The 20,740-nt window shown below is 33.0% G+C and carries 19 protein-coding genes; 14 read left to right on the top strand and 5 right to left on the bottom strand.

Annotation, left to right across the window (positions count from 1 at the left end; all coding sequences use genetic code 11):
* Positions 1–80 precede the first annotated feature (80 nt).
* The 6 genes from BUA82_RS17465 (at position 81) to BUA82_RS17440 (ending at position 6,463) form a co-directional block, all read left to right on the top strand.
* Positions 81–2,102 carry a urocanate hydratase gene (locus BUA82_RS17465; protein ID WP_073011377.1) on the top strand — a complete coding sequence of 674 codons (2,022 nt, stop codon included), beginning with the start codon at positions 81–83 and terminating at the stop codon, positions 2,100–2,102.
* A gap of 18 nt (positions 2,103–2,120) precedes the next feature.
* Positions 2,121–3,023: a glutamate formimidoyltransferase gene (gene ftcD, locus BUA82_RS17460; protein WP_073011375.1), complete on the top strand. Its 903-nt coding sequence runs from the start codon at positions 2,121–2,123 to the stop codon at positions 3,021–3,023.
* A gap of 1 nt (position 3,024) precedes the next feature.
* The gene (gene hutI, locus BUA82_RS17455) at positions 3,025–4,272 is read left to right on the top strand and encodes an imidazolonepropionase (RefSeq protein WP_073011373.1); all 1,248 of its coding nucleotides are present in this window, start codon (positions 3,025–3,027) and stop codon (positions 4,270–4,272) included.
* A gap of 86 nt (positions 4,273–4,358) precedes the next feature.
* Positions 4,359–5,081, top strand: coding sequence for an ATP-binding protein (locus tag BUA82_RS17450; RefSeq protein ID WP_073011371.1), 723 nt, complete (start codon positions 4,359–4,361; stop codon positions 5,079–5,081).
* A 66-nt stretch (positions 5,082–5,147) separates the two neighbouring features.
* Positions 5,148–5,342, top strand: a complete 195-nt coding sequence (locus BUA82_RS17445; protein ID WP_073011369.1) for a hypothetical protein — start codon at positions 5,148–5,150, stop codon at positions 5,340–5,342.
* Between the two features lie 140 nt (positions 5,343–5,482).
* Positions 5,483–6,463: an NAD(P)/FAD-dependent oxidoreductase gene (locus tag BUA82_RS17440; RefSeq protein ID WP_073011367.1), complete on the top strand. Its 981-nt coding sequence runs from the start codon at positions 5,483–5,485 to the stop codon at positions 6,461–6,463.
* 20 nt (positions 6,464–6,483) lie between these two features.
* Here the strand turns inward: BUA82_RS17440 and BUA82_RS17435 are convergent, their stop codons facing one another.
* Together BUA82_RS17435 and BUA82_RS17430 are read right to left on the bottom strand one after the other, a co-directional pair.
* Positions 6,484–7,062 (bottom strand): GDSL-type esterase/lipase family protein, encoded by a 579-nt coding sequence (locus BUA82_RS17435; RefSeq protein ID WP_073011365.1) that lies wholly within the window; start codon positions 7,060–7,062, stop codon positions 6,484–6,486.
* Positions 7,063–7,074: 12 nt separating this feature from the next.
* Positions 7,075–7,695 carry a RusA family crossover junction endodeoxyribonuclease gene (locus tag BUA82_RS17430; protein ID WP_178140774.1) on the bottom strand — a complete coding sequence of 207 codons (621 nt, stop codon included), beginning with the start codon at positions 7,693–7,695 and terminating at the stop codon, positions 7,075–7,077.
* Positions 7,696–7,862: 167 nt separating this feature from the next.
* Between BUA82_RS17430 and tsaD the strand changes: the two genes are divergently transcribed.
* From tsaD to BUA82_RS17415, 3 genes are all read left to right on the top strand, one after another.
* Positions 7,863–8,885 carry a tRNA (adenosine(37)-N6)-threonylcarbamoyltransferase complex transferase subunit TsaD gene (gene tsaD / locus BUA82_RS17425; protein ID WP_073011359.1) on the top strand — a complete coding sequence of 341 codons (1,023 nt, stop codon included), beginning with the start codon at positions 7,863–7,865 and terminating at the stop codon, positions 8,883–8,885.
* Positions 8,886–8,907: 22 nt separating this feature from the next.
* Positions 8,908–9,933: an alpha/beta hydrolase gene (locus BUA82_RS17420; RefSeq protein WP_073011356.1), complete on the top strand. Its 1,026-nt coding sequence runs from the start codon at positions 8,908–8,910 to the stop codon at positions 9,931–9,933.
* A 98-nt stretch (positions 9,934–10,031) separates the two neighbouring features.
* On the top strand, positions 10,032–11,279 hold the full coding sequence (locus BUA82_RS17415; protein ID WP_083600008.1) for a S1C family serine protease: 1,248 nt from the start codon (positions 10,032–10,034) through the stop codon (positions 11,277–11,279).
* A 110-nt stretch (positions 11,280–11,389) separates the two neighbouring features.
* Here BUA82_RS17415 and BUA82_RS17410 read toward each other — a convergent pair whose 3' ends face one another.
* Positions 11,390–13,306, bottom strand: coding sequence for an ABC-F family ATP-binding cassette domain-containing protein (locus BUA82_RS17410; RefSeq protein WP_073011353.1), 1,917 nt, complete (start codon positions 13,304–13,306; stop codon positions 11,390–11,392).
* 180 nt (positions 13,307–13,486) lie between these two features.
* Between BUA82_RS17410 and BUA82_RS17405 the strand changes: the two genes are divergently transcribed.
* The 4 genes from BUA82_RS17405 (at position 13,487) to BUA82_RS17390 (ending at position 16,923) form a co-directional block, all read left to right on the top strand.
* Positions 13,487–13,648: a small, acid-soluble spore protein, alpha/beta type gene (locus BUA82_RS17405; protein ID WP_073011350.1), complete on the top strand. Its 162-nt coding sequence runs from the start codon at positions 13,487–13,489 to the stop codon at positions 13,646–13,648.
* A gap of 133 nt (positions 13,649–13,781) precedes the next feature.
* Positions 13,782–14,981 carry an efflux RND transporter periplasmic adaptor subunit gene (locus tag BUA82_RS17400; RefSeq protein ID WP_073011346.1) on the top strand — a complete coding sequence of 400 codons (1,200 nt, stop codon included), beginning with the start codon at positions 13,782–13,784 and terminating at the stop codon, positions 14,979–14,981.
* Positions 14,981–15,703 carry an ABC transporter ATP-binding protein gene (locus BUA82_RS17395; protein WP_073011343.1) on the top strand — a complete coding sequence of 241 codons (723 nt, stop codon included), beginning with the start codon at positions 14,981–14,983 and terminating at the stop codon, positions 15,701–15,703. The genes BUA82_RS17400 and BUA82_RS17395 overlap by 1 nt, the downstream gene beginning before the upstream one ends.
* Before the next feature lie 14 nt (positions 15,704–15,717).
* Positions 15,718–16,923 (top strand): ABC transporter permease, encoded by a 1,206-nt coding sequence (locus BUA82_RS17390; protein ID WP_073011340.1) that lies wholly within the window; start codon positions 15,718–15,720, stop codon positions 16,921–16,923.
* A 28-nt stretch (positions 16,924–16,951) separates the two neighbouring features.
* On the opposite strand, the gene BUA82_RS17385 is transcribed toward BUA82_RS17390, so the two are convergent.
* Positions 16,952–17,539, bottom strand: coding sequence for a hypothetical protein (locus BUA82_RS17385; protein WP_073011337.1), 588 nt, complete (start codon positions 17,537–17,539; stop codon positions 16,952–16,954).
* 139 nt (positions 17,540–17,678) lie between these two features.
* Between BUA82_RS17385 and BUA82_RS17380 the strand changes: the two genes are divergently transcribed.
* A complete protein-coding gene (locus BUA82_RS17380) occupies positions 17,679–18,977 on the top strand; it encodes an aminotransferase class V-fold PLP-dependent enzyme (protein WP_073011334.1) in 1,299 nt (432 codons plus the stop codon).
* 415 nt (positions 18,978–19,392) lie between these two features.
* On the opposite strand, the gene BUA82_RS17375 is transcribed toward BUA82_RS17380, so the two are convergent.
* Positions 19,393–20,613: a 6-phosphofructokinase gene (locus BUA82_RS17375; RefSeq protein ID WP_073011414.1), complete on the bottom strand. Its 1,221-nt coding sequence runs from the start codon at positions 20,611–20,613 to the stop codon at positions 19,393–19,395.
* Positions 20,614–20,740: the final 127 nt, after the last annotated feature.

Below are 20,740 nucleotides of genomic sequence, written 5' to 3'. Positions count from 1 at the left end.
ATAAAGTGGTAGTTTGGGAAAATATAGATTATTTTATGGTTTAAAGGTACAATATAAGTATAAATAAAGGGGGGTTCTAAATGATAGATAATGATAAAATTAAAGAAGCTATGAGAATAAAGCTAGATGATGTGCTGCCACCATATCCTAAATTCATTGATGGAATTAGGAGAGCGCCAGATAGAGGCTTCACTTTAAATAAGTCTCAAACAGAAATTGCTATAAAAAATGCTTTGCGTTATATTCCTGAAGAGTTTCATGAGGAAATGGCCAAGGAGTTCATGGAAGAGCTTAAAACCAGAGGTAGGATATATGGATACCGATTTAGACCAGAAGGAAGAATTTACGGAAAGCCCATAGATGAATACAAGGGGAATTGTATTGAAGGAAAAGCTTTTCAGGTTATGATTGATAACAACTTAGATTTTGAAATAGCTTTATACCCTTATGAACTCGTTACCTATGGTGAAACCGGGCAGGTATGCCAAAATTGGATGCAGTATAGGTTAATTAAAAAGTATTTGGAAAATTTAACTGAAAATCAAACCTTAGTTATTGAATCTGGACATCCAGTGGGGTTATTTAAATCAAGACCTGAGGCACCTAGGGTTATTATTACCAATGCCCTTATGGTAGGAATGTTCGACAATCTTCAGGACTGGCATTATGCTATGCAGATGGGTGTAGCAAATTACGGACAGATGACTGCTGGTGGATGGATGTATATAGGGCCACAAGGAATAGTTCATGGAACCTTTAATACTTTATTAAACGCAGGCAGAAAAAAGTTTGGACTAGGGGATAATGATGATTTAAAAGGTTATTTGTTTATAAGTTCTGGACTAGGAGGCATGAGTGGAGCTCAACCTAAGGCTATAGAAATTGCCGCAGGAGTGGGAATAATTGCAGAAGTGGATTACTCTAGAATAGTGACAAGGCATGAACAGGGCTGGGTACAATACGTTAGCAGCGACTTAAAAGAAGTATTTGACATTGCTAATGAGTATATTAATAAAAAAGAAACCACCTCCATAGCTTACCATGGAAACATAGTGGATTTACTACAATATGCGGTGGATAATAATATAAAAGTACCATTGCTTTCAGATCAGACTTCTTGTCACGCGGTATATGAAGGTGGATATTGTCCTCAAGGAATAACCTTTGAAGAAAGGACAGAACTTCTAAAAACTAATAGGGACAAATTTAGTAAATTAGTAGATGAAACATTAAAAGTACATTTTAAATTGATAAAAGAGCTAGTAGATAGAGGAACTTACTTCTTTGATTATGGAAACTCTTTCATGAAGGCTGTTTATGATGCTGGAGTTAAAGAAATTTCTAAGAATGGTATGGATGAGAAAGAGGGCTTTATATTCCCTTCCTATGTAGAGGATATCATGGGACCTGAGCTTTTTGATTATGGTTATGGACCTTTTAGATGGGTATGCCTAAGTGGTAAAGAAGATGATCTGATAAATACTGATAAGGCAGCTATGGAATGCATAGACCCAAATAGGAGAGGTCAAGATAGAGATAATTATGTATGGATTAGGGATGCAGAAAAAAATAAGCTAGTGGTAGGGACTAAGGCTAGGATACTATATCAAGATGCCTTTGGACGAACTAAAATAGCATTGAAGTTTAATGAGATGGTTAGAAATGGAGAAGTAGGTCCTATAATGTTAGGTAGAGATCATCATGACGTAAGCGGTACAGACTCACCTTTTAGAGAAACAGCTAATATAAAAGATGGAAGCAATATTATGGCAGATATGGCTGTACAATGTTTTGCTGGTAACGCAGCCAGAGGCATGAGTCTTATAGCACTTCATAATGGTGGAGGAGTAGGTATAGGTAAATCCATTAATGGTGGATTTGGTCTTGTACTGGATGGAAGCTATCAAGTAGACGAAATTATTCAATCTGCTATGCTTTGGGACGTTATGGGAGGAGTAGCTAGAAGAGCTTGGGCTAGAAATGAAAATTCCATAAGCACAAGTATTGAGTATAACAATATTAGGGAAGAAACCGACCATATAACACTGCCCTTTATAGTTAAAGAAGATATTATAAAAGATACCCTAGAAAAATATTTTTAACATAGGAGAGGATCAAGGATGCTATCAAATAAAATTGTAGAATGCGTACCTAATTTTAGTGAAGGAAGAGACCTAGAAAAAATAGAAAAGATAATTAATGTTTTTAGAGGAAGAGAAGGGGTAAAGTTATTAGATTACTCTTCTGATAAAGACCATAACAGGACGGTAGTTACTGTAGCAGGGGAAATAGAGGCTTTAAAGGTATGTATTATAGACTTCATGGAAAAAGCCATTGAACTTATAGACTTAAAAGAACACCAAGGTCAGCACCCAAGGATGGGAGCGGTAGATGTAGTTCCATTTATACCTATTAAAAATGTAACCATGGAAGAAGCGGTGGAGCTTTCCAAAGAAGTTGCTGAAATAGCTTCTGAGAAATTTGGTTTACCCATATTCTTATATGAAAAATCTGCTTCCTGTGCTGCTAGAGAAAATCTTGCAGTAGTTAGAAAAGGAGAATTTGAAGGTATGGCAGAAAAACTTCAAAATCCGGAGTGGAAGCCAGATTATGGCCCTTGCCATCCTCATACCAGCGCAGGAGTTACTGCTATTGGAGCTAGGATGCCATTGGTTGCCTTTAATGTAAATTTAGATACATCTAATCTTGACATAGCTACAGCTATTGGAAAAAAGGTTAGGTTTATAGGTGGAGGTTTAAGATTCTGTAAGGCTATGGGAGTAAAATTAGAAGATAGAAATATAACACAGGTTTCTATGAATATGACAGATTACACTAAGACAGCTTTATATAGAAGTCTTGAAATGATTAGGATGGAAGCAAAGAGGTATGGAGTTAATGTGGTGGGAACTGAAATAGTAGGGTTAGTACCTATGCAAGCTCTTATAGATTGTGCTGAATATTATATGGGCATAGAGAATTTTTCTAGTGATCAAATACTAGAATCAAAGCTTATGGAATAGCATGAAAGATACATTATTAATAAAAAATATAGGTGAGCTTGTAACCTGTAGTGGTTTCACTTCAAAAAAAGGAAGTGAAATGAAAGAACTTCATACATCACACAATGTTTCCATACTAATTGAAAAAGGAATAATAAAAGAAATAATAAACTCTCCCCAGCCAAAAGTTATATCTGAAAAAGATATAGAGGTTATAGATGCCATGGGAGGCTCTGTTTTACCAGGGTTTGTAGACTCCCATACTCATTTCATATTTTCTGGATATAGAGAAGAGGAGTTCTATCTTAGATTTCAAGGAACCAGCTATATGGATATAATGAAAGCTGGGGGAGGTATTGCAAATTCAGTGAATAAAACTAGGGCTGCCTCAAAAGAAGAACTTGTACAGTTAGGACAAAAAAGATTAGATGATATGCTTAGCATGGGTATCACCACCCTGGAAGGGAAAAGCGGCTATGGATTGGATTTAGATACAGAAATGTGCCAGTTAGAAGCTATGAAGACACTTAATGAAGCTCATGCTGTAGATATAGTATCCACTTTTCTTGGGGCACATGCCCTTCCAAAAGAATACTCAGGTAGAAAGAAAGAATATATAGACTTTATTATTCATAAAGTGCTGCCTGTGGTTAAGGATAGAAATTTAGCAGAGTTTTGTGATGTGTTTTGCGAAAAAAATGTATTTGAAATTGAAGAATCTAGATATCTTTTAGAAGAGGCTAAAAAGTTAGGCTTTAAATTAAAGCTTCATGCAGATGAGATTGTAGCTATAGGGGGCACGGAATTAGCTTGTGACTTAGGAGCGGTTTCTGCTGATCATCTGCTTCAAGCCTCAGATAAAGGCATTAAAGCTTTGGCAAATTCAAGTACTATAGCTACTTTGCTTCCTTGTACAGCTTTTAGCTTAAAAGAAGACTATGCAAGAGGCAGAGAGATGATAGATTCAGGCTGTGCCGTAGCTTTGGCCACAGACTTTAATCCTGGCTCCTGCTTTACCCATAGCATACCTCTTTTAATAGCTTTGGCTTGTTATAACATGAATTTATCTCTAGAAGAGGTTATAACAGCTCTTACTATAAATGGAGCTGCGGCTTTAAATAGAGAAAAGCATATAGGCAGTATAGATGTGAACAAAGAAGCGGATTTAATTATACTTAAATATCCTAGCTATAAATTCTTACTTTATAACTTAGGCATGAATGTGGTGAGTAAGGTTATAAAAAGAGGAATTTTAGTTAAAACAAATTAATGTAACTTAGGTTACTGAAATTATTTTGATTTTTCATTATAATTTACATGTAACCTAAGTTTTTTATTATCCTGGAGGAATTAAATATGAAAAGAAAAATAGTTAATATTAATAAAGAATTATGTAATGGATGTGGAATATGTATAAATGCTTGTCATGAAGCTGCCATAGTATTAAAGGATGGTAAAGCGGAATTATTAAATGATATATATTGTGATGGACTGGGAGACTGTCTATCAGGTTGTCCTACTGGAGCTATAACCATTATTGAAAGAGAAGCACAGGAATATGATGATGATGCGGTAAAACAAAGAGTGGACAAATTAAAGTCGAAAAATAACACTATGAAATCCATGAATTTAGGATGTCCTGGAAGTGCTTCGTTAACCTTTAATAGAGAAAAGAAAGATAACAGTTTAGAGACAAATAGTGTTTCTAGAACATCAGAACTAATGCAGTGGCCAGTACAATTAAGACTAATTAATTCCTCTGCACCTTTTTTAAATAATGCTGATCTCCTTATAGCAGCAGATTGCACCGCTTATGCTTATGGGGACTTTCACAAGGATTTTATAAAGGGTAGAATAACATTAATTGCTTGCCCTAAGCTAGATGATAATAATTATAATAAAGAGAAAATAACTGAAATATTAAAAAATAATAATATTAAAAGTATTACCGTATTGAGAATGGAAGTACCCTGCTGCAGTGGAATAGTTGGGGCGGTAAAAGAAGCCATGATTAACTCAAAAACTATAGTGCCTTACAATGAAGTTACTATATCTTCTCAAGGTGCAATTTTGAAATAATACAATTTAATGATCTAGGATAAATCTGGCCTTAGTGGTTAAAATATACCTAAGGAGGGATTTGAAATGAAGTTAGATACAGTAGATATATTAAAGCAAAAGATATTGGATGCTCAAGAAAACGTAAGAGATTATGAAGAGTACTCCGATAAAGTGGAGGATGAAGAGGTTAGAGTTACCTTCAAGCATTTTGCAGAAGAGTCTGGCCTTCAAGCTAGAAAGCTTCAAGGCTTATTAAGCAAATATGAGCCACTCAAATAATAATTTTTAAATTTTTCAGGATAAACTGACATTATTGTCAGTTTATTATTTTTTTGCTTTATACTCAAAATTTGTTTTTTATATGGTAAAATAGTATTGGTAACTATAGATTATGTATATATAAAAAGGGAGGGAGTTACTTGAAGAAGTATGACATTATAATAATCGGTGGAGGACTCTCTGGCATGACTGCAGCTTTATCTGCACGTGAAAAGGGTATTGAGAATATACTAATATTAGAAAGGGAAGATTATTTAGGGGGTATCTTAGTTCAGTGTATACATAATGGATTTGGAATAAACAGCATAGAAGAAAATATCACTGGACCTGAATATGCACAATATTTCATTGATAAAATAAAGCAAAGTAATATAGATTATAAATTAAATACCATGGTATTGGATTTAAATAAAAATAAAGTTATTACCGTTGTTAATCCTGATGAAGGAATAATAGAGTATAAGGCAAAATCTATTATTTTAGCCACTGGCTGCAGGGAAAAATATAATGGTAATATTAATGTGCCTATGAATAAGTATGCAGGAATCTATACCTTAGGTTCAGCGCATAAATTTATTAACTTCCAAGGGTACCTTCCCGGAAAGAATGTGGTTATATTAGGATCTAGTGATATAGCACTAATTGTCTCTAGAAGGCTTATTATAGAAGGGGCAAAAATTAATGCTATAATAGAAAAACAGCCTTATATAATGGCTCACAGAAAAAATGTCTCTAGATGCATTGAAGATTTTAACCTTCCTGTAAAAGTAGGATACTCTATAACGGAGGTATTGGGAAAAGAAAGAGTTCAAGGGGTTAAAATATCCAAAATAGACGAAAATGGTAAGTTTTTGAAGGGTTCAGAAGAGTTTATAGAATGCGATTGTTTGCTTTTATCTGTAGGCTGGATGCCTGAAAGTGATTTAGCTGAAAAAGCTAAAATAAAAATAGCTATTGCCACAGGCGGACCTGAAGTAAATGATAATTTTGAAACCAGTCAAGGTGGAGTATTTGCTTGTGGAAATTTAATACATACATATAGTTGGGCTGATGACATAACTCTAGAAGGATATGAAGTTGGAAAACGCGCTACAGATTATATAGAAAACTATTTAAAATAAAAATAACGGAATGTATTTTCTTAAATGCATTCCGTTATCGCTTTAACTATTAAATTATACATAATCTCATGACCTCTAGTATTGAAATGAACACCATCTAAATAATAATTATATGAATTACCTTCACTTATGGAAGAAAAAGCTTCATATAGGTCTATGGATTTATATGAGTTTTTTGAGCAAAATGCTAATAACAAGTTTCTGAGTTTTAATAGATTATCATTTACTTTTTGGTAGTCTATAGTTTCACACCATTTTTCCTTAGCTAAGGAGGGGAGTATCTTAGGAGGAAAAGCTACCACAGGTAAAATGTCATTTTCCACCATCTCCTTAACCAAAGTTTTGATATTATCTAGGGTGTTCTCCACAGATCTATTCATTAATAGATCATTGGTTCCTATAAGTACAATACAGATATTTGGTTTTAGCGCTATTATATCCTGGAAGGATCTTGTTAATACTCCAAAGGAAGTATCTCCGTTAACACCTTTATTAATAACTTCATAATTTAAGTTTTCTTTCAAAAAAGAAACCCAATTTGCTTTCTTTGATACACCATACCCGGCTGTAAGACTATCTCCAACACATACTATCTTCATTGATTCTCTCCGTTAAAATAGTTTACTAAAACATTGTTTGCATATTTGAATTTCCCCTCTATTAGCAGACATAGCGTCATCAGCTTTTATGGCTGTACCGCAGATATCACAAAAAAGTTTTGTGGGATCACAATTTGCTTTAGCAGTATCCTTAGGCATAGCTGTCCTTTTATTGCTTGGAGGAAGATATTCTTTTGGTTTTTGTAAGGTATCTCTTTCCATTAAGGAATATTCCATGAAATACTTACTTTCTGCAAAAAGCTCTAATTCAAATCTAGGATTTATTTTATCATAATATTCTTCTATTATTAACCTGGTTATTTGAGCATCATTTATAATAACACCACTTTTTTCTATACCGTCAAAGATACTTTTAGTAATGTTATTGGTATCTGGATGTCTTTTTTCACTTTTATAATATACCTTAAGGATTGCTATTAAGGATTCAGTTAAAACTACATCAGGATTTTGCACACGAGCTTCATAAGCTATTTCTTCCTCATAAAGAGCATATCTATCATGGTACCTTCCAGAATTATTGGGAAGAATTGCTCGTCCATTTAGATTAAAAAGCTTAAAGTTTGATTTGGATATGGGAGAACCATTAACTATAATCTTTGCATAACCTTTAATCATATAAAATCTCCTTGTATAGAAATATATGTTCGCATAAATTATATCATTGTGGAATTATTATTACAACAGCTTTGAAATTGAAAAAAGCTTTTAAATTCATTGAATATAAGGGTGTAATAAAGTATAATACTATGTGTTATGAAAACTAATTGTGGGGCGATTTAATGGAAAAAGACGTAGTAATATTAGCGATAGAAACAAGTTGTGATGAAACCTCTGCAGCTATAGTTGTAAATGGTAGAGAAGTTCTATCTAACATAATTTCATCGCAGATTGATATACATAAAAAATTTGGCGGGGTTGTACCAGAAGTTGCTTCTAGAAAGCATATAGAAGCTATTAATGCAGTGGTGGAAGAAGCGATAGATCAGTCTGGTAAGAAACTTAATGAAATAGATGCAGTGGCTGTAACTTATGGGCCTGGTCTTGTGGGAGCGCTTTTAGTAGGATTGCAATATGCCAAAGGATTAGCATATTCTCTTCAAAAACCTCTTATAGGAGTAAACCATATAGAAGGTCATATAAGTGCAAATTATATTGAACACAAAGATCTTAAACCTCCTTTTGTCTGTTTAGTAGTTTCTGGAGGTCATACCTTTATAGTTCATGTAAAGGATCATTCTACTTATGAAGTTATAGGAGAGACAAGAGATGATGCGGCGGGAGAAGCTTATGATAAGGTTGCCCGCTCCATAGGTCTTGGATATCCTGGAGGACCTAAAATAGATAAACTAGCATTGGAAGGAAATGAAGAGGCCATTAAATTTCCAAGAGCTAATTTTCACGATGATTCTCTAGACTTTTCCTTTAGTGGATTAAAGTCATCAGTTTTAAATTATTTAAACAAAGCTAATATGACTGGCGAAACTATAAATAATGCTGATGTAGCTGCTTCTTTTCAGAAAGCGGTGGTAGATGTTCTAACAGATAATGTTATCACTACTTGTAAAAGATACAATGTAGATAAAATTGCTATAGCTGGTGGGGTAGCTTCTAATTCTGCCTTAAGGAAGACCCTTATAAAAGAAGGAGAAAAACTAAATATAAAAGTATTATTTCCTTCTCCAATTTTATGTACTGATAATGCTGCTATGATAGGAAGTGCTGCTTTTTTTCAGTTTATTAAAGAGGACTTTGCGGATATGGATTTAAATGCAAAACCTAATTTGAAATTAGGACAAAAATAATAATTATAAAAAGGTGAGGCCGTTGAAATTACTGACCAATTCTAATTCTTTGCATAAAGTAAAACTTAAAAGAGAAATAAAGCCAAAAAAGTGTATAAAGCTCGTTATAATTTTACTCATTGCTATTATTTCTGCGGGCTTTATTTATGAAAAAGTAAGTTATTCAAAAGATATCGCTTCTTTAAAAACTAAATCCAAGTATGCTACCTTAAATGGCAATAAGATTCATTATAGCACAGCAGGCAGTGGAAAATACACTGTAGTTTTTGAATCAGATTTAGGTTATACATCTTATGAGTGGGAAAAGGTCATAAAGAATATGCCTAAAAATCTTGAGGTTAGTACCTTTACTTATGATAGGGCAGGGTATGGATATAGCGATAAGAGCGATTATAAGAATCCTGAAGCACAGGCTAGGGATCTTCATCTATTTTTTAGAAAATTAGGTATGGAAGGACCTTATATTCTGGTAGGAGATGGATACGGAAGCCTTGTAATGAGTAATTTTGCTAAAATATATCCTAATGATGTGGCTGGAATGATACTTATAAATCCTATAAATGAAAAAGGAATGAAATCTCCTTCTTTTGTAAAGGAAGTGTCTAAAGGCAAGACTTTTAAGAAGGTAGAGCAAATAGGTTCTTATGTAGGATTAACTAGGGTATTAGATAGCTTTGGACTAGTGCGATATCCTAAAGGATTATTGGACAAGGTGTCTGATAATTATGCTAATGATATAAAGGTTCATAGGATTTCCACCAATCATACTACAGCTATATGGAATGAAACCAAGGTTCTAATTAATGGAGATAGCGACTCACAGGGTCAAGGTATGCTAGGTAACAAGCCTTTGGCTATTTTAATCAATGAAAATGGAGATGTAGAAAACCAAAAGGAACTAGCTAATCTATCTAATGAAGAAATAACTTCTATAGAAGGAGTAAAACCCGAAAGTGGGGTAATTCCTCTTGAAGAATATAGTAAGGTGCATGAAGCTTTAAAGTTTATTACCAAAAAAAGTGAAAGTAAAAGTGCAGAAAATAATTAGTTATTTATAGCTAATTATTTTTTTTGTCACGAAATTGACACATTAATGTTTTAATATATAGTCAATGGGAAACATAAGTATAAGAGGAGGAATGAATAATGTCTGATAATTATAATGAAAACAATGAATATAAGCCTGATTTTGTTATCAGTGAGGATGATAAACCAGCTAATAAGCCTGATTTTGTTGTCAGTGAAGATAATAAACCATCCAATCCATATGTATATAATGCTTATGAAGAAAAACCTAAGAAAAAGAGAAAGCTTTTGAAATTTCTTGGATTTACAGCCTTAGCTCTAGCCTTCACCATGGTAGGAGGAGCTATAGGTGCAAGTATAGTAATGAATAATACAAATAATGTAGTTAATGAAATAAACAAAAAATATGGTCAGTATCTAAATTATAATCCACCTACTTTTAAAACTGATAAAGAAGCTCTATCAGTTACTGAAGTAGTAAAGAAAGTCGCACCAGCGGTAGTGGGAGTGTCTACCATGAATAAAGTGAATTATGGTATGTTTAGTGAAGGTATACCAGGTGGTATAGGCTCAGGATTTATAATAAGCAATGAAGGTTACGTGCTCACTAATTTTCACGTTATTCAAGGTGCTCAGTCAGTAAAGGTAATACTTTCAGATGGAACTGAGGTTAATGCTAAGGTGGTAAATTATGATGCACAACAGGATTTAGCAGTAGTAAAGATAACTGACAATGTAAAAGTTCCAGGAGTGGTAGAGCTGGGAGATTCAGATAGTCTTCAAGCGGGTGAACAGGTAGTAGCCATTGGTAATCCATTAGGAAAAGAATTCTTAGGTAGTGTTACTACTGGAGTAATAAGTGCATTAAACAGAGAAATCTCTATTGAAGGTAAAAGCATTAAATATCTGCAGACAGATGCTGCTATTAATCCAGGAAATAGTGGAGGACCATTATTAAATTCTAGAGGTCAGGTAATTGGAATTAATACAGCTAAGATAAAGACTGAAGGTGTAGAAGGTATTGGTTTCTCCATTCCTATAAACAATGTAAAATCAAGACTAACAGCACTTTCTAAACCAATATTAAGAATTGGTATAGCAGGTAGAGATATTACACAGGATATAGCAAAAAAGAATAATTTACCACAAGGTGAATATGTACTTATTGTAGATGTTCAAGAGTTCAGCCCAGCTGAAAAGGCAGGTCTTAAGCCTGGAGATATGATAACTAAATTTGATGGCCAAAAGGTAAAAACCGTAGAAGAAATCAATAGGATTAAAGAAACTCATAAGGCTGGAGACGCGGTAAAGGTTGATATAACACGAGATGGAAAAGATACCACCCTAGAAATTAAGCTATCAGAATAATTTAATATAGATACCCCCTTATTTAATATGGCGGTGATGTGGAATATTTCCACTTCACCGCCAATTTATTTTTTATAGGATTATCTTAAAGCAAAATAAAAAAATTAATTTTATACATTCTCTTCCCACTTTTCATAGAGCTTTTCAAGTTTACTTTCAAGGGCAGTGATGTTTTGTTGGGTCTCTTGAGCTTTTTGGGGGTTTGAATATACCTCTTCTAGGCATAAGAGATTATTAAGCTTAGAAATTTCTACTTCTGTGTCAGAAATCTCTTTTTCAATGTCTTTAAGCCTTTGAGCTGCTGCTTTTGCTTCTTTTTCCGCTTCTCGTTTTTTTCGTCTTTCCTCTTGAAGCTGAGTTTTTGTTTTAGTCTCTACAACTTCTTCAATACCTTCATATCTATGAGGGTTTTTCTTTTTTTCTACATAATAGTTATAGTTTCCTAAATAGGTTTTAATACCATCTTCTTCTAGCTCGTAGATTTTATCTATTACTTTGTTTAAAAAGTATCTGTCATGAGAGATTATAAGCATGGTACCATCATAGTCCAGTATTGCATCTTCTAAGGCTTCTCTTGACATGATGTCCAAGTGATTAGTAGGCTCATCTAGAAGTAGTAAATTTGATTTGGATAGCATAAGTTTCAATAAATTGATTCTACACTTTTCACCACCACTCAAGAGATCGATGGTTTTAAACACTGAATCTCCTGTAAAAAGGAAAGAAGCTAAGGCGTTTCTTATTTCAGTAGTGGTAAGTTTAGGAAACTCGTTCCATACTTCATTTATTATTTCATTAGTAGGATCCAAATCAGATTGTTCCTGATCATAATAGCCAGTAATTACGTTTCTGCCTAAATTAATGGAACCTTTATCAGCTTCTACATTTCCAAGTATTATTTTAAAAAGAGTGGTTTTACCTCTGCCATTTTCCCCTATTAAGGCTATTTTATTACCTTTTTTAATGTCCATATTTACATTGTCAAATAAAAGTTTATCTCCATAGCTCTTTTTTAAGTCTTGGACTAAAAGTACATCGTTACCACTTTTAATTTCAGTATGAAACTGTATTCTAGAACCTTTTGGGTCCTCATCTGGAGAGTCAAGCCTTTGTATTTTATCCAGTGCTTTTTCTCTGCTTTCTGCAGCTCTTATGCTTTTTTCTCTATTAAAAGATCTAAATTTTTCTATAATGTCTTCTTGTCTTTTAATTTCAGCTTGTTGAAGCTTATAGGCTTTAAGCTGCACTTCATAATTCTGTTTCTTAAGCTCTATATATTTAGAATAATTGGTATTATAACAGTTAACATGTCCATTTATAAGTTCAAAGGTACGGTTAGTTATACTATCTAAAAAATACCTATCATGGGATATTAAAAGTACAGTGCCTTTATAGCTTTTAAGATAATCTTCTAGCCATTCTATAGCATTTAAATCAAGGTGGTTTGTGGGCTCATCTAACAGTAGCAGTTCAGGCTTTTTTAATAAAAGCTTACATAGAGCTACACGAGTTTTTTGCCCTCCGCTTAAATTTTTTATAACGGAATCATAATCCGTTTCTTCAAAGCCTAGGCCTTTTAAAACTCTAGATATCTCACCTCTAAAAGTGTAGCCGCCTCTGTGGGAATATAATTCTTGGCAAGTGGTATAATCTTTTATAATTTTTTCATGAAATGCTTTGTTTTCCTCTGTATAAGGAGTATTCATTTTTTCTTCTAGATTATGAATTTTCATTTCAAGGTTTATTAAATCATGAAATACTTCTAACATCTCATTATAAATAGAATTTTCAGATTCGAGATCAAGCTTTTGAGAAAGATAACCTAGATTATAACCCTTATCTATAAATATATCTCCGCCATCATAAGACAATTCTTTTATTAAAATTTTAAAAAGAGTAGATTTACCTTCTCCATTAGCTCCAATTAATCCTATTTTATCACCTTCATTTATATTGAAGGTTACATCTTTTAAAACTTCATGTATTCCATAGCTTTTAGTGATATTTTTACAACTTAAAACAATCATAATATTACCGCCTTTACTACCCAAAGGTTAATAGCTACTTTATTATACTATAATGTTAAAGAATTTTGTAGTGCATACCACTATGCTTTTGACTGCACCATTAAATAACAGGTATTAAGAATTCATTTAAATATAATAATATATTTGTAATGTTATAAATTAAATTACGAGGTGATGATCATGGCTCATAAGAATAATAAAAACAGTAAAGATAACAAGAAATCTGGACAAAAGACTAGAAAAGAAGTGGAGAAGATGAAAGTGGAAACAGCTAATGAAGTAGGTTATTCAAAAGAGTCTAGAAAGTTAGGTAAAGATGCTGAAAGACCAGGTATACACTAAATTATTAAGACCTCATTTTAAATAATGAGGTCTTAAATATTTTTCTTTATTTATTTAGTTATAGTGGTATAATTATTTTATAATTTTATAATAGACAACTAGAGAAAGGAAGTGTACCTAAATAGGGATAATTATGAGTAAAAAGAAGATTGTTTCCATAGTACTTGTAGGAGTGGTGATTTTAGGAGCAATAGGGTTTATAAAGATAAGAGGTAAGAGTAGTTCTAAGGAGATTTCAGTAAAGACATCTACTGCATCAAAAGGTGATGTAAAAGCATTTTTAAGCACTACTGCAGTGATAAAATCCAAAAACTCCAAGGAATACTTTGGAGCCCAACTTAAGATAACCAAGGTTAATGTTAAGGTGGGAGATAGTGTTAAAAAAGGTGATTTGTTAGTTAAATATGATGGTTCAGATATAACAAATTCCATAAAACAGGCAGAGATACAATATAATAACGCAGTGCTTCAAAAACAAGATTTAGTGAATCAAAAGAATGAAGCTGAAAAGAAAGCAAGCGATGCGGATAAACAGATAAAAGATTTAGAAAAAGAGCTGGAAGTAACAAAAGACCCAGTGAGAGCTCAGCAACTTCAAACACAGATATCCCAACTAAAAACTTCAAAAGGATCTATGCCTGGGATTTCTGGTGAGAAAATCAAGCAAGCTGAAAACCAAGTTTCTTTAGCAAAGGTAGGATTAGATTCTGCTAAGCAGAAACAAAATTCCAATAAAGATGCTATATATGCTGATTTTGATGGAGTGGTTACTCAGGTTAATGTAAGTGAAGGAGCTGTGGGCAATATGGCTCAGCCTGCCATAGTGCTTCAAGATATCAGTGATTTAAAAGCAGTAGTGTCTGTAGGTAAATTTGATTCTCCTAAGTTAAAGGTAGGACAAGATGCCTTTATATCTGCTAATGGCGAAAAATATAATGGAAAGATATCCTTCATAGATCCAGTGGCAAAAAAATCTTCGATACCAGGAGCTGCAGGGGATACAACCCTTAATGCAGATATTGATATAGCTAATAAGGGCGTTAATTTAAAAGTGGATTTTGATGCGGATGTGGAAATACTTCTTGGTGAAAAAAATGCAGTGCTTCAAGTACCAGCTGAAAGTATAAAGAGCGATAAAAACGGTAATACCTCAGTTTTTGTGGTAGAGAATGGAAAAGCTAAGGAAAAGAAAGTAGAAATAGGATTGCAGTCAGATTTAAACGTGGAGATTATCTCTGGATTAACAGAAGGAGAAAAGGTAATACTTAATCCTAGTGCCTCATTAAAGAATGATGTATCTGTTAAGGAGGATACCGGGGAGGTAAGCAAGTAATGATTGAATTAAAAGAGGTAATTAAAACCTATGTCACTGGTGAAATAAGCTTTAAGGCTCTTAAAGGTGTATCCTTAAGGGTGCATGAAGGGGAATTTACCACCATTATGGGACCTTCAGGCTCAGGTAAAAGTACTCTTATGAATATTTTAGGATGCCTGGATAGAATAGATGGTGGAGAATATATCTTAAATGGAGAAAATGTGTCTAGCCTTTCAGACAATCAGTTAGCCTTTATTAGAAATAAGGAAATAGGCTTTGTGTTTCAAAATTTTAATCTTCTACCTAGGATGACTATACTTGAAAATGTTGAACTACCAATGGTATATTCAGGGGTAAGCTTTAAAGAGAGAAGAGAGAGAGCCTTGGCTTCTTTAGATAAAGTAGGATTATTAAATTGGATTAAGCATAAACCTAATGAAATTTCTGGGGGGCAAAAGCAGAGGGTGGCTATAGCAAGAGCTATAGTAAATAATCCTTCTGTTATTATGGCAGATGAGCCTACAGGAAACTTAGATTCTCAGGTTTCCTTAGAAGTGATGAAGGTGTTTCAAAAGTTAAATGATGAAGGGGCAACTATAATAATGGTAACTCATGAACCGGACATCGCTCTTTATTCTAAGAGAATTATTAAAGTAAGAGATGGTAAAATTACAGAGGATGACGAGGTAAGTAATAGAATTATTTTAAATGAAGTAGAAATATCCCCTGACTATGAGTAGGAAAGGAGAACACTATGACTTTATTAGAAAATTTTAAAATGGCTTTAGATAGCATAAGATCCAACAAGATGAGATCCTTTCTTACCATGCTGGGAATAATAATAGGTATAAGCTCTGTAATAACCATACTTGCTCTAGGAGCAGGAGGAAAGAACACTATTACTGGAGAGTTTGAAAAGATAGGAGCTTCCACCTTAAGTCTTAAGATAGATCCTCAAAAAGCAAGTAATTCTGACTACTTTACCTTAGAGGATGTAAGAACCTTAACAGAAAGAGGCAGCAGTATAAAGTATGTATCTCCTGGTGTAAACAAGCAAGGAAATGCAACTTCTCAGAGTAAAGCTAAGAGAGCTGTGATAACAGGTGGATCGGTAGATTTAAAATATATACAAAATACCGAAATTCTTTATGGAAGATTTTTTAATGAAAGAGAATATGCAGAAGGCAAGCCAGTTATAGTTATAGATGAAATAGCTGCAAAAGATTTATTTGGTTACAAAGATGTGGTAGGGAAAAGTATAAATTTAGGCAATAGAAACTCTTCAAAAAAGGTGGAGATAATAGGAGTTTCTAAAAGTTCTGATTTAATGTTTGGGGGCAATGAAAACATGCCAGTTTTCGTAATGACACCAATAACTTTTTTAATGCAACTTTACCCTAACGATTTTGTTATAGACAATATTACCATATCTGCTACTAGCAAAGAAAAGATAGAACAAGCCGGAAATGAAGCATTAAACATATTGGAAAGCAGGCATGGAAATAGAGGAAGAGAAGTTTATAAAGCTGAAAATTTAATGAAACAACTTGATCAAATTAATCAAGTAATGGATATTTTCACTGCTTTTATAGGGGCGGTGGCAGCAATATCCTTGTTAGTTGGAGGAATAGGCGTTATGAATATAATGCTTGTATCAGTTACTGAAAGAACTAGAGAAATTGGTATTAGAAAAGCCATAGGCGCTACTACTAATGCAATACTTCTTCAGTTTTTAACTGAATCTGTAATAATCTCGCTTATGGGGGGAATTATAGGTATGATACTTGGCATTGTAGGAGCTTCAGTTATAGGCAGCTTTGCTAAGATAACCCCCTCTGTATCCTTTAAAGATGTCATAATGGTTATTATTTTCTCTTCTGCTGTAGGCATATTCTTTGGAATATATCCTGCAAGGAAAGCAGCAAAATTAAATCCAATAGATGCGCTTAGATATGAATAATAAAAGCATGCAGCCTTTGCTGCATGCTTTAATCTTTATAAGATAGATTATTAGAATATATTAATGTTAATCTAACAATTCTTCTAACTAATAGTCTAGCTATAGGATAAGGAACTTTATAAGCTTTTAGAGTATTTAAAATAGAAATATTATTATTTTCAATTTTTTCTAGTATACTGTTAACTTCATTTTCTATATTTCTACTTTCCTCTGAAGGATAGTAATCTTCGTCTATGTTTAAATTCAATTCTTTAAAGAGTTCTGAAGTAAGATCTTCTTCATTTGCATCGGTACCTTTACCATCATTTAAGCTGTTTAAATTTGGAGTATTTATAGAACCAGGCATAGGTACTGCCAAGTTAGGTCTAAAAGGGTATTCATTACATGGGTAAATAGGTATAGGTATAGGCATGGGTAAAGAGCCTGACATATTAAAAGTAGGGTTAAAGGCATTGACCATGGGCATTGTTGCAGCACTTTGAATAGGGTACATAGGTGGCTCATAATAAAAATTATAACCTTCTCTTTCTCCATAGGGTATGTACTCTGGAGAGGTTGTAAAGGGCTGGAAACTAATATCTTCATAATCTTGTAAGTAGTGATTTTCTTGCTCCATAAATAACCTCCATCATTAATAACGTTACTATATTATATTGTATTATATGTAAATAATTCCTAAAGATAAAAATATACCATTAAAGGAATTTTCACTATTTATATTAATTTTAATAATATATAGCAGGGAGGTTTTTTATATGTATGAAGAGCTTATACACTGTAGAGACATGTTTATGGGTATTGAAGAGCTTGTACCGTTAAGTAATGGAAAAAGTGTTATGGGAATAAATTTTGATAATGCAGCCACTACTCCTGCTTTTAAAAGTGTTATAAATAATATTGTGGAATTTTCCAGCTGGTATTCTTCAATACACCGTGGAAAAGGGTATAAATCAAAAATATGTGATGAGTTTTATGAAAAATCAAGAGATACGATTTTGAAATTTGTGGGCGCTAGCAGAGATAGGTATAATGTAATATTTGTAAAAAACACAACTGAGGGAATAAACAAATTAGCTTATAGACTTATAGATTGTAAAGACGTAATAGTTTTATCTACCAGAATGGAACATCATTCCAATGACTTGCCTTGGAGGGATAAATGTAAGGTTCAGTATGTAGAAGTAGATGAGAATGGAAGATTGTCCATAGAACATCTTATACAAAAGCTTCAACAGGGTGGAGGAAAGATCAAGTTACTAACATTGACAGGAGCCTCCAATGTTACTGGTTATGTAAATGATATACACTTAATAGCATGTATTTGCCATTCCTATAATTGCAAAATATTAGTAGATGGAGCTCAATTAGTACCACATAGAAGGGTAATTATGGATGGAACCTTCGAGAATGATTATCTTGATTATCTAGTATTTTCTGCCCATAAAATGTATGCACCTTTTGGCATAGGTGTAGTAATAACACCTAAAGACTGTTTTTACAAAGGAGAGCCAGAATGTAAAGGAGGAGGTACAGTTAAATTTGTTACAGACTATGGAGTAATATGGGATGATCCACCTCATAAAGAAGAAGCTGGAACACCTAATGTTATGGGTATAGTAGCCTTACTTTCCGCTATAAAGGAGTTAAGTTCAATAAGCTTGGATAAAGTAAGCCTTTGGGAAGATGAACTAACTTCTTATTTAAGCCATGAGCTTAAAAAAATAAATGGCATTAAAATATATGGAGATAATTTAAATATAAAAGATAGGTTAGGTATTATAACCTTTAATATAGAAGGCATGTATCATAATGAAGTGGCTGAGATACTTTCAGAAGACTATGGTATTTCCGTAAGAAATGGATGTTTTTGTGCTGGACCTTATGTGAAGAGACTATTAAATCTATCAGATAAAGATATAGAAGAATATATAAAGCATCCAGAAAGAGGTAAACCTGGCATGGTAAGAGTAAGCCTAGGTTTATATAACAATAAGAGAGAAATTAATGATTTTTTAAATGCTATAGAACAAATAGTAAGGAATAAAAAAATTTAGAATTTAGAATAGAGAATTTAATTTAGAATTTAAAATGTAGAATTAAGGATAGTTTTTCTGAAAAAGAATCAGAAAAACTTACAAATTAATATAGAAAAGATGAAACTCCATGAGGAGTTTCTGTAAAGTGGTACAAAACAAAAAACTCCTAATAGAGTTTTTTGTTTTGAAGTATTTTCTAGTGTTTCTAGAAAATTTATTAAAATTTTAATTTTGTATTTTTTTCAAAAAAGAAGCTTCAGATGAAGCTTCTTTCTATTCTCATATATTCTAAGAAACTCTGTGAGTTTTTTCCTTAATTCTCAATTTTAAATTCTCAATTTTAAATTATGGAATGAGTTTCTCCTTCATTTTAAATTCTAAATTCTCAATTTTAAATTATCAACTACTTTATATGAATGCCATTAGTTTGTCCTTACTTATTAAAAACTTTGAACTTAGGCAGGCTATTTTCATAAACCATATTAGGTATACCTTCTATAAGGGGGGCTATATATTCTTCCATTTCAGTAGTTACACCGTTACATTGAGAGTTTATCCAATTTTTAGGAACATATTTTACATGGTTAGCAACGTCTTTTGCTTTTACGAAAATGCTTGATGAGCTGTAGGGGTTATTACTGTCTCTTTTAATAGCCACCATACATCCGCTGTAATTATCTAAGGAATGTTTTAAAGCATCATAACCTACTTTAAAAGCTTCATCTATATCTAATTGAGAAGCACAGTGCATGGCTGAGCGTTGTAAAACACCGAGTTCTAAGCATTTAACTCTTTTGGTTATGCCTTCTTCAATAATTAAGTTTTTAAGTACTGTGCCTACTCCACCTAACTGGGAGTGTCCAAAGCTATCATGAGATTGATAGGCTGTAAGTTCAGAAATAAATCTACCACTACTATTCTTTATACCTTCTGATACCACAATATATACTTGGTTATTTTTATTAAATCTTTCTTTTATTTCTTTTAAGAATTTGTCAGTATCAAATTCAATTTCAGGAAGATAAATAAAATCTACAACAGGTTGTCCGTTAAGTTTTGCCAAGCAAGCGCTAGCTGCTAGCCAGCCGGTATCTCTTCCCATGGTTTCTAAGATAAATATACCATTATTTTTATAAACTGAAGCATCAAGGTATGTCTCTAGAGCTACAGTGGATATGAATTTTGCAGCGCTTCCAAAGCCAGGAGTATGATCTGTTATAGGGAGATCATTATCAATGGTTTTCGGTATACCAATAAACTTAATAGCCAAGGAATTTTTTTCTGCATAGGCTGATAGTTTTGCCACTGTGTCCATGGAATCATTACCACCTATGTAGAAAAATGAAGTTATATCATACTTCTTACATATCTCTATTAATTTTTTATATTCGCTTTCATCCTCTTTAAAATCTTTTAGCTTATACCTACAAGAACCTAAGCCAGAAGAAGGGGTAAACTTAAAGGTATTTAGGTCATCTTCCTTACAAGCTGAAATATCGAATATCTTTTCATTAAGTATTCCTTCTACTCCGTTTAAGCCAGCATATACTTTATCATAAATCTTGTATTTTAAGTTGCTGGCTACTAAACCTGCAACACTTGAGTTTATTACTGAGGTAGGACCCCCAGATTGAGCAATTATGCAATTAGACATCATAAATCTCCTCCAAAATCACAATATGATATACAAATAGGACAATAGTTAACACTATTTAATACTATATAATAAAAAAAGCATTTTTAAAAGTATATTATAAAAAAATAATTTTAATAATTATATA

Source organism: Clostridium amylolyticum (assembly GCF_900142075.1).
Taxonomy (GTDB): domain Bacteria; phylum Bacillota; class Clostridia; order Clostridiales; family Clostridiaceae; genus Clostridium_AA; species Clostridium_AA amylolyticum.
Note: the sequence above shows the minus strand (reverse complement) of the source record. Positions and strands in the feature narration are given on the sequence as shown.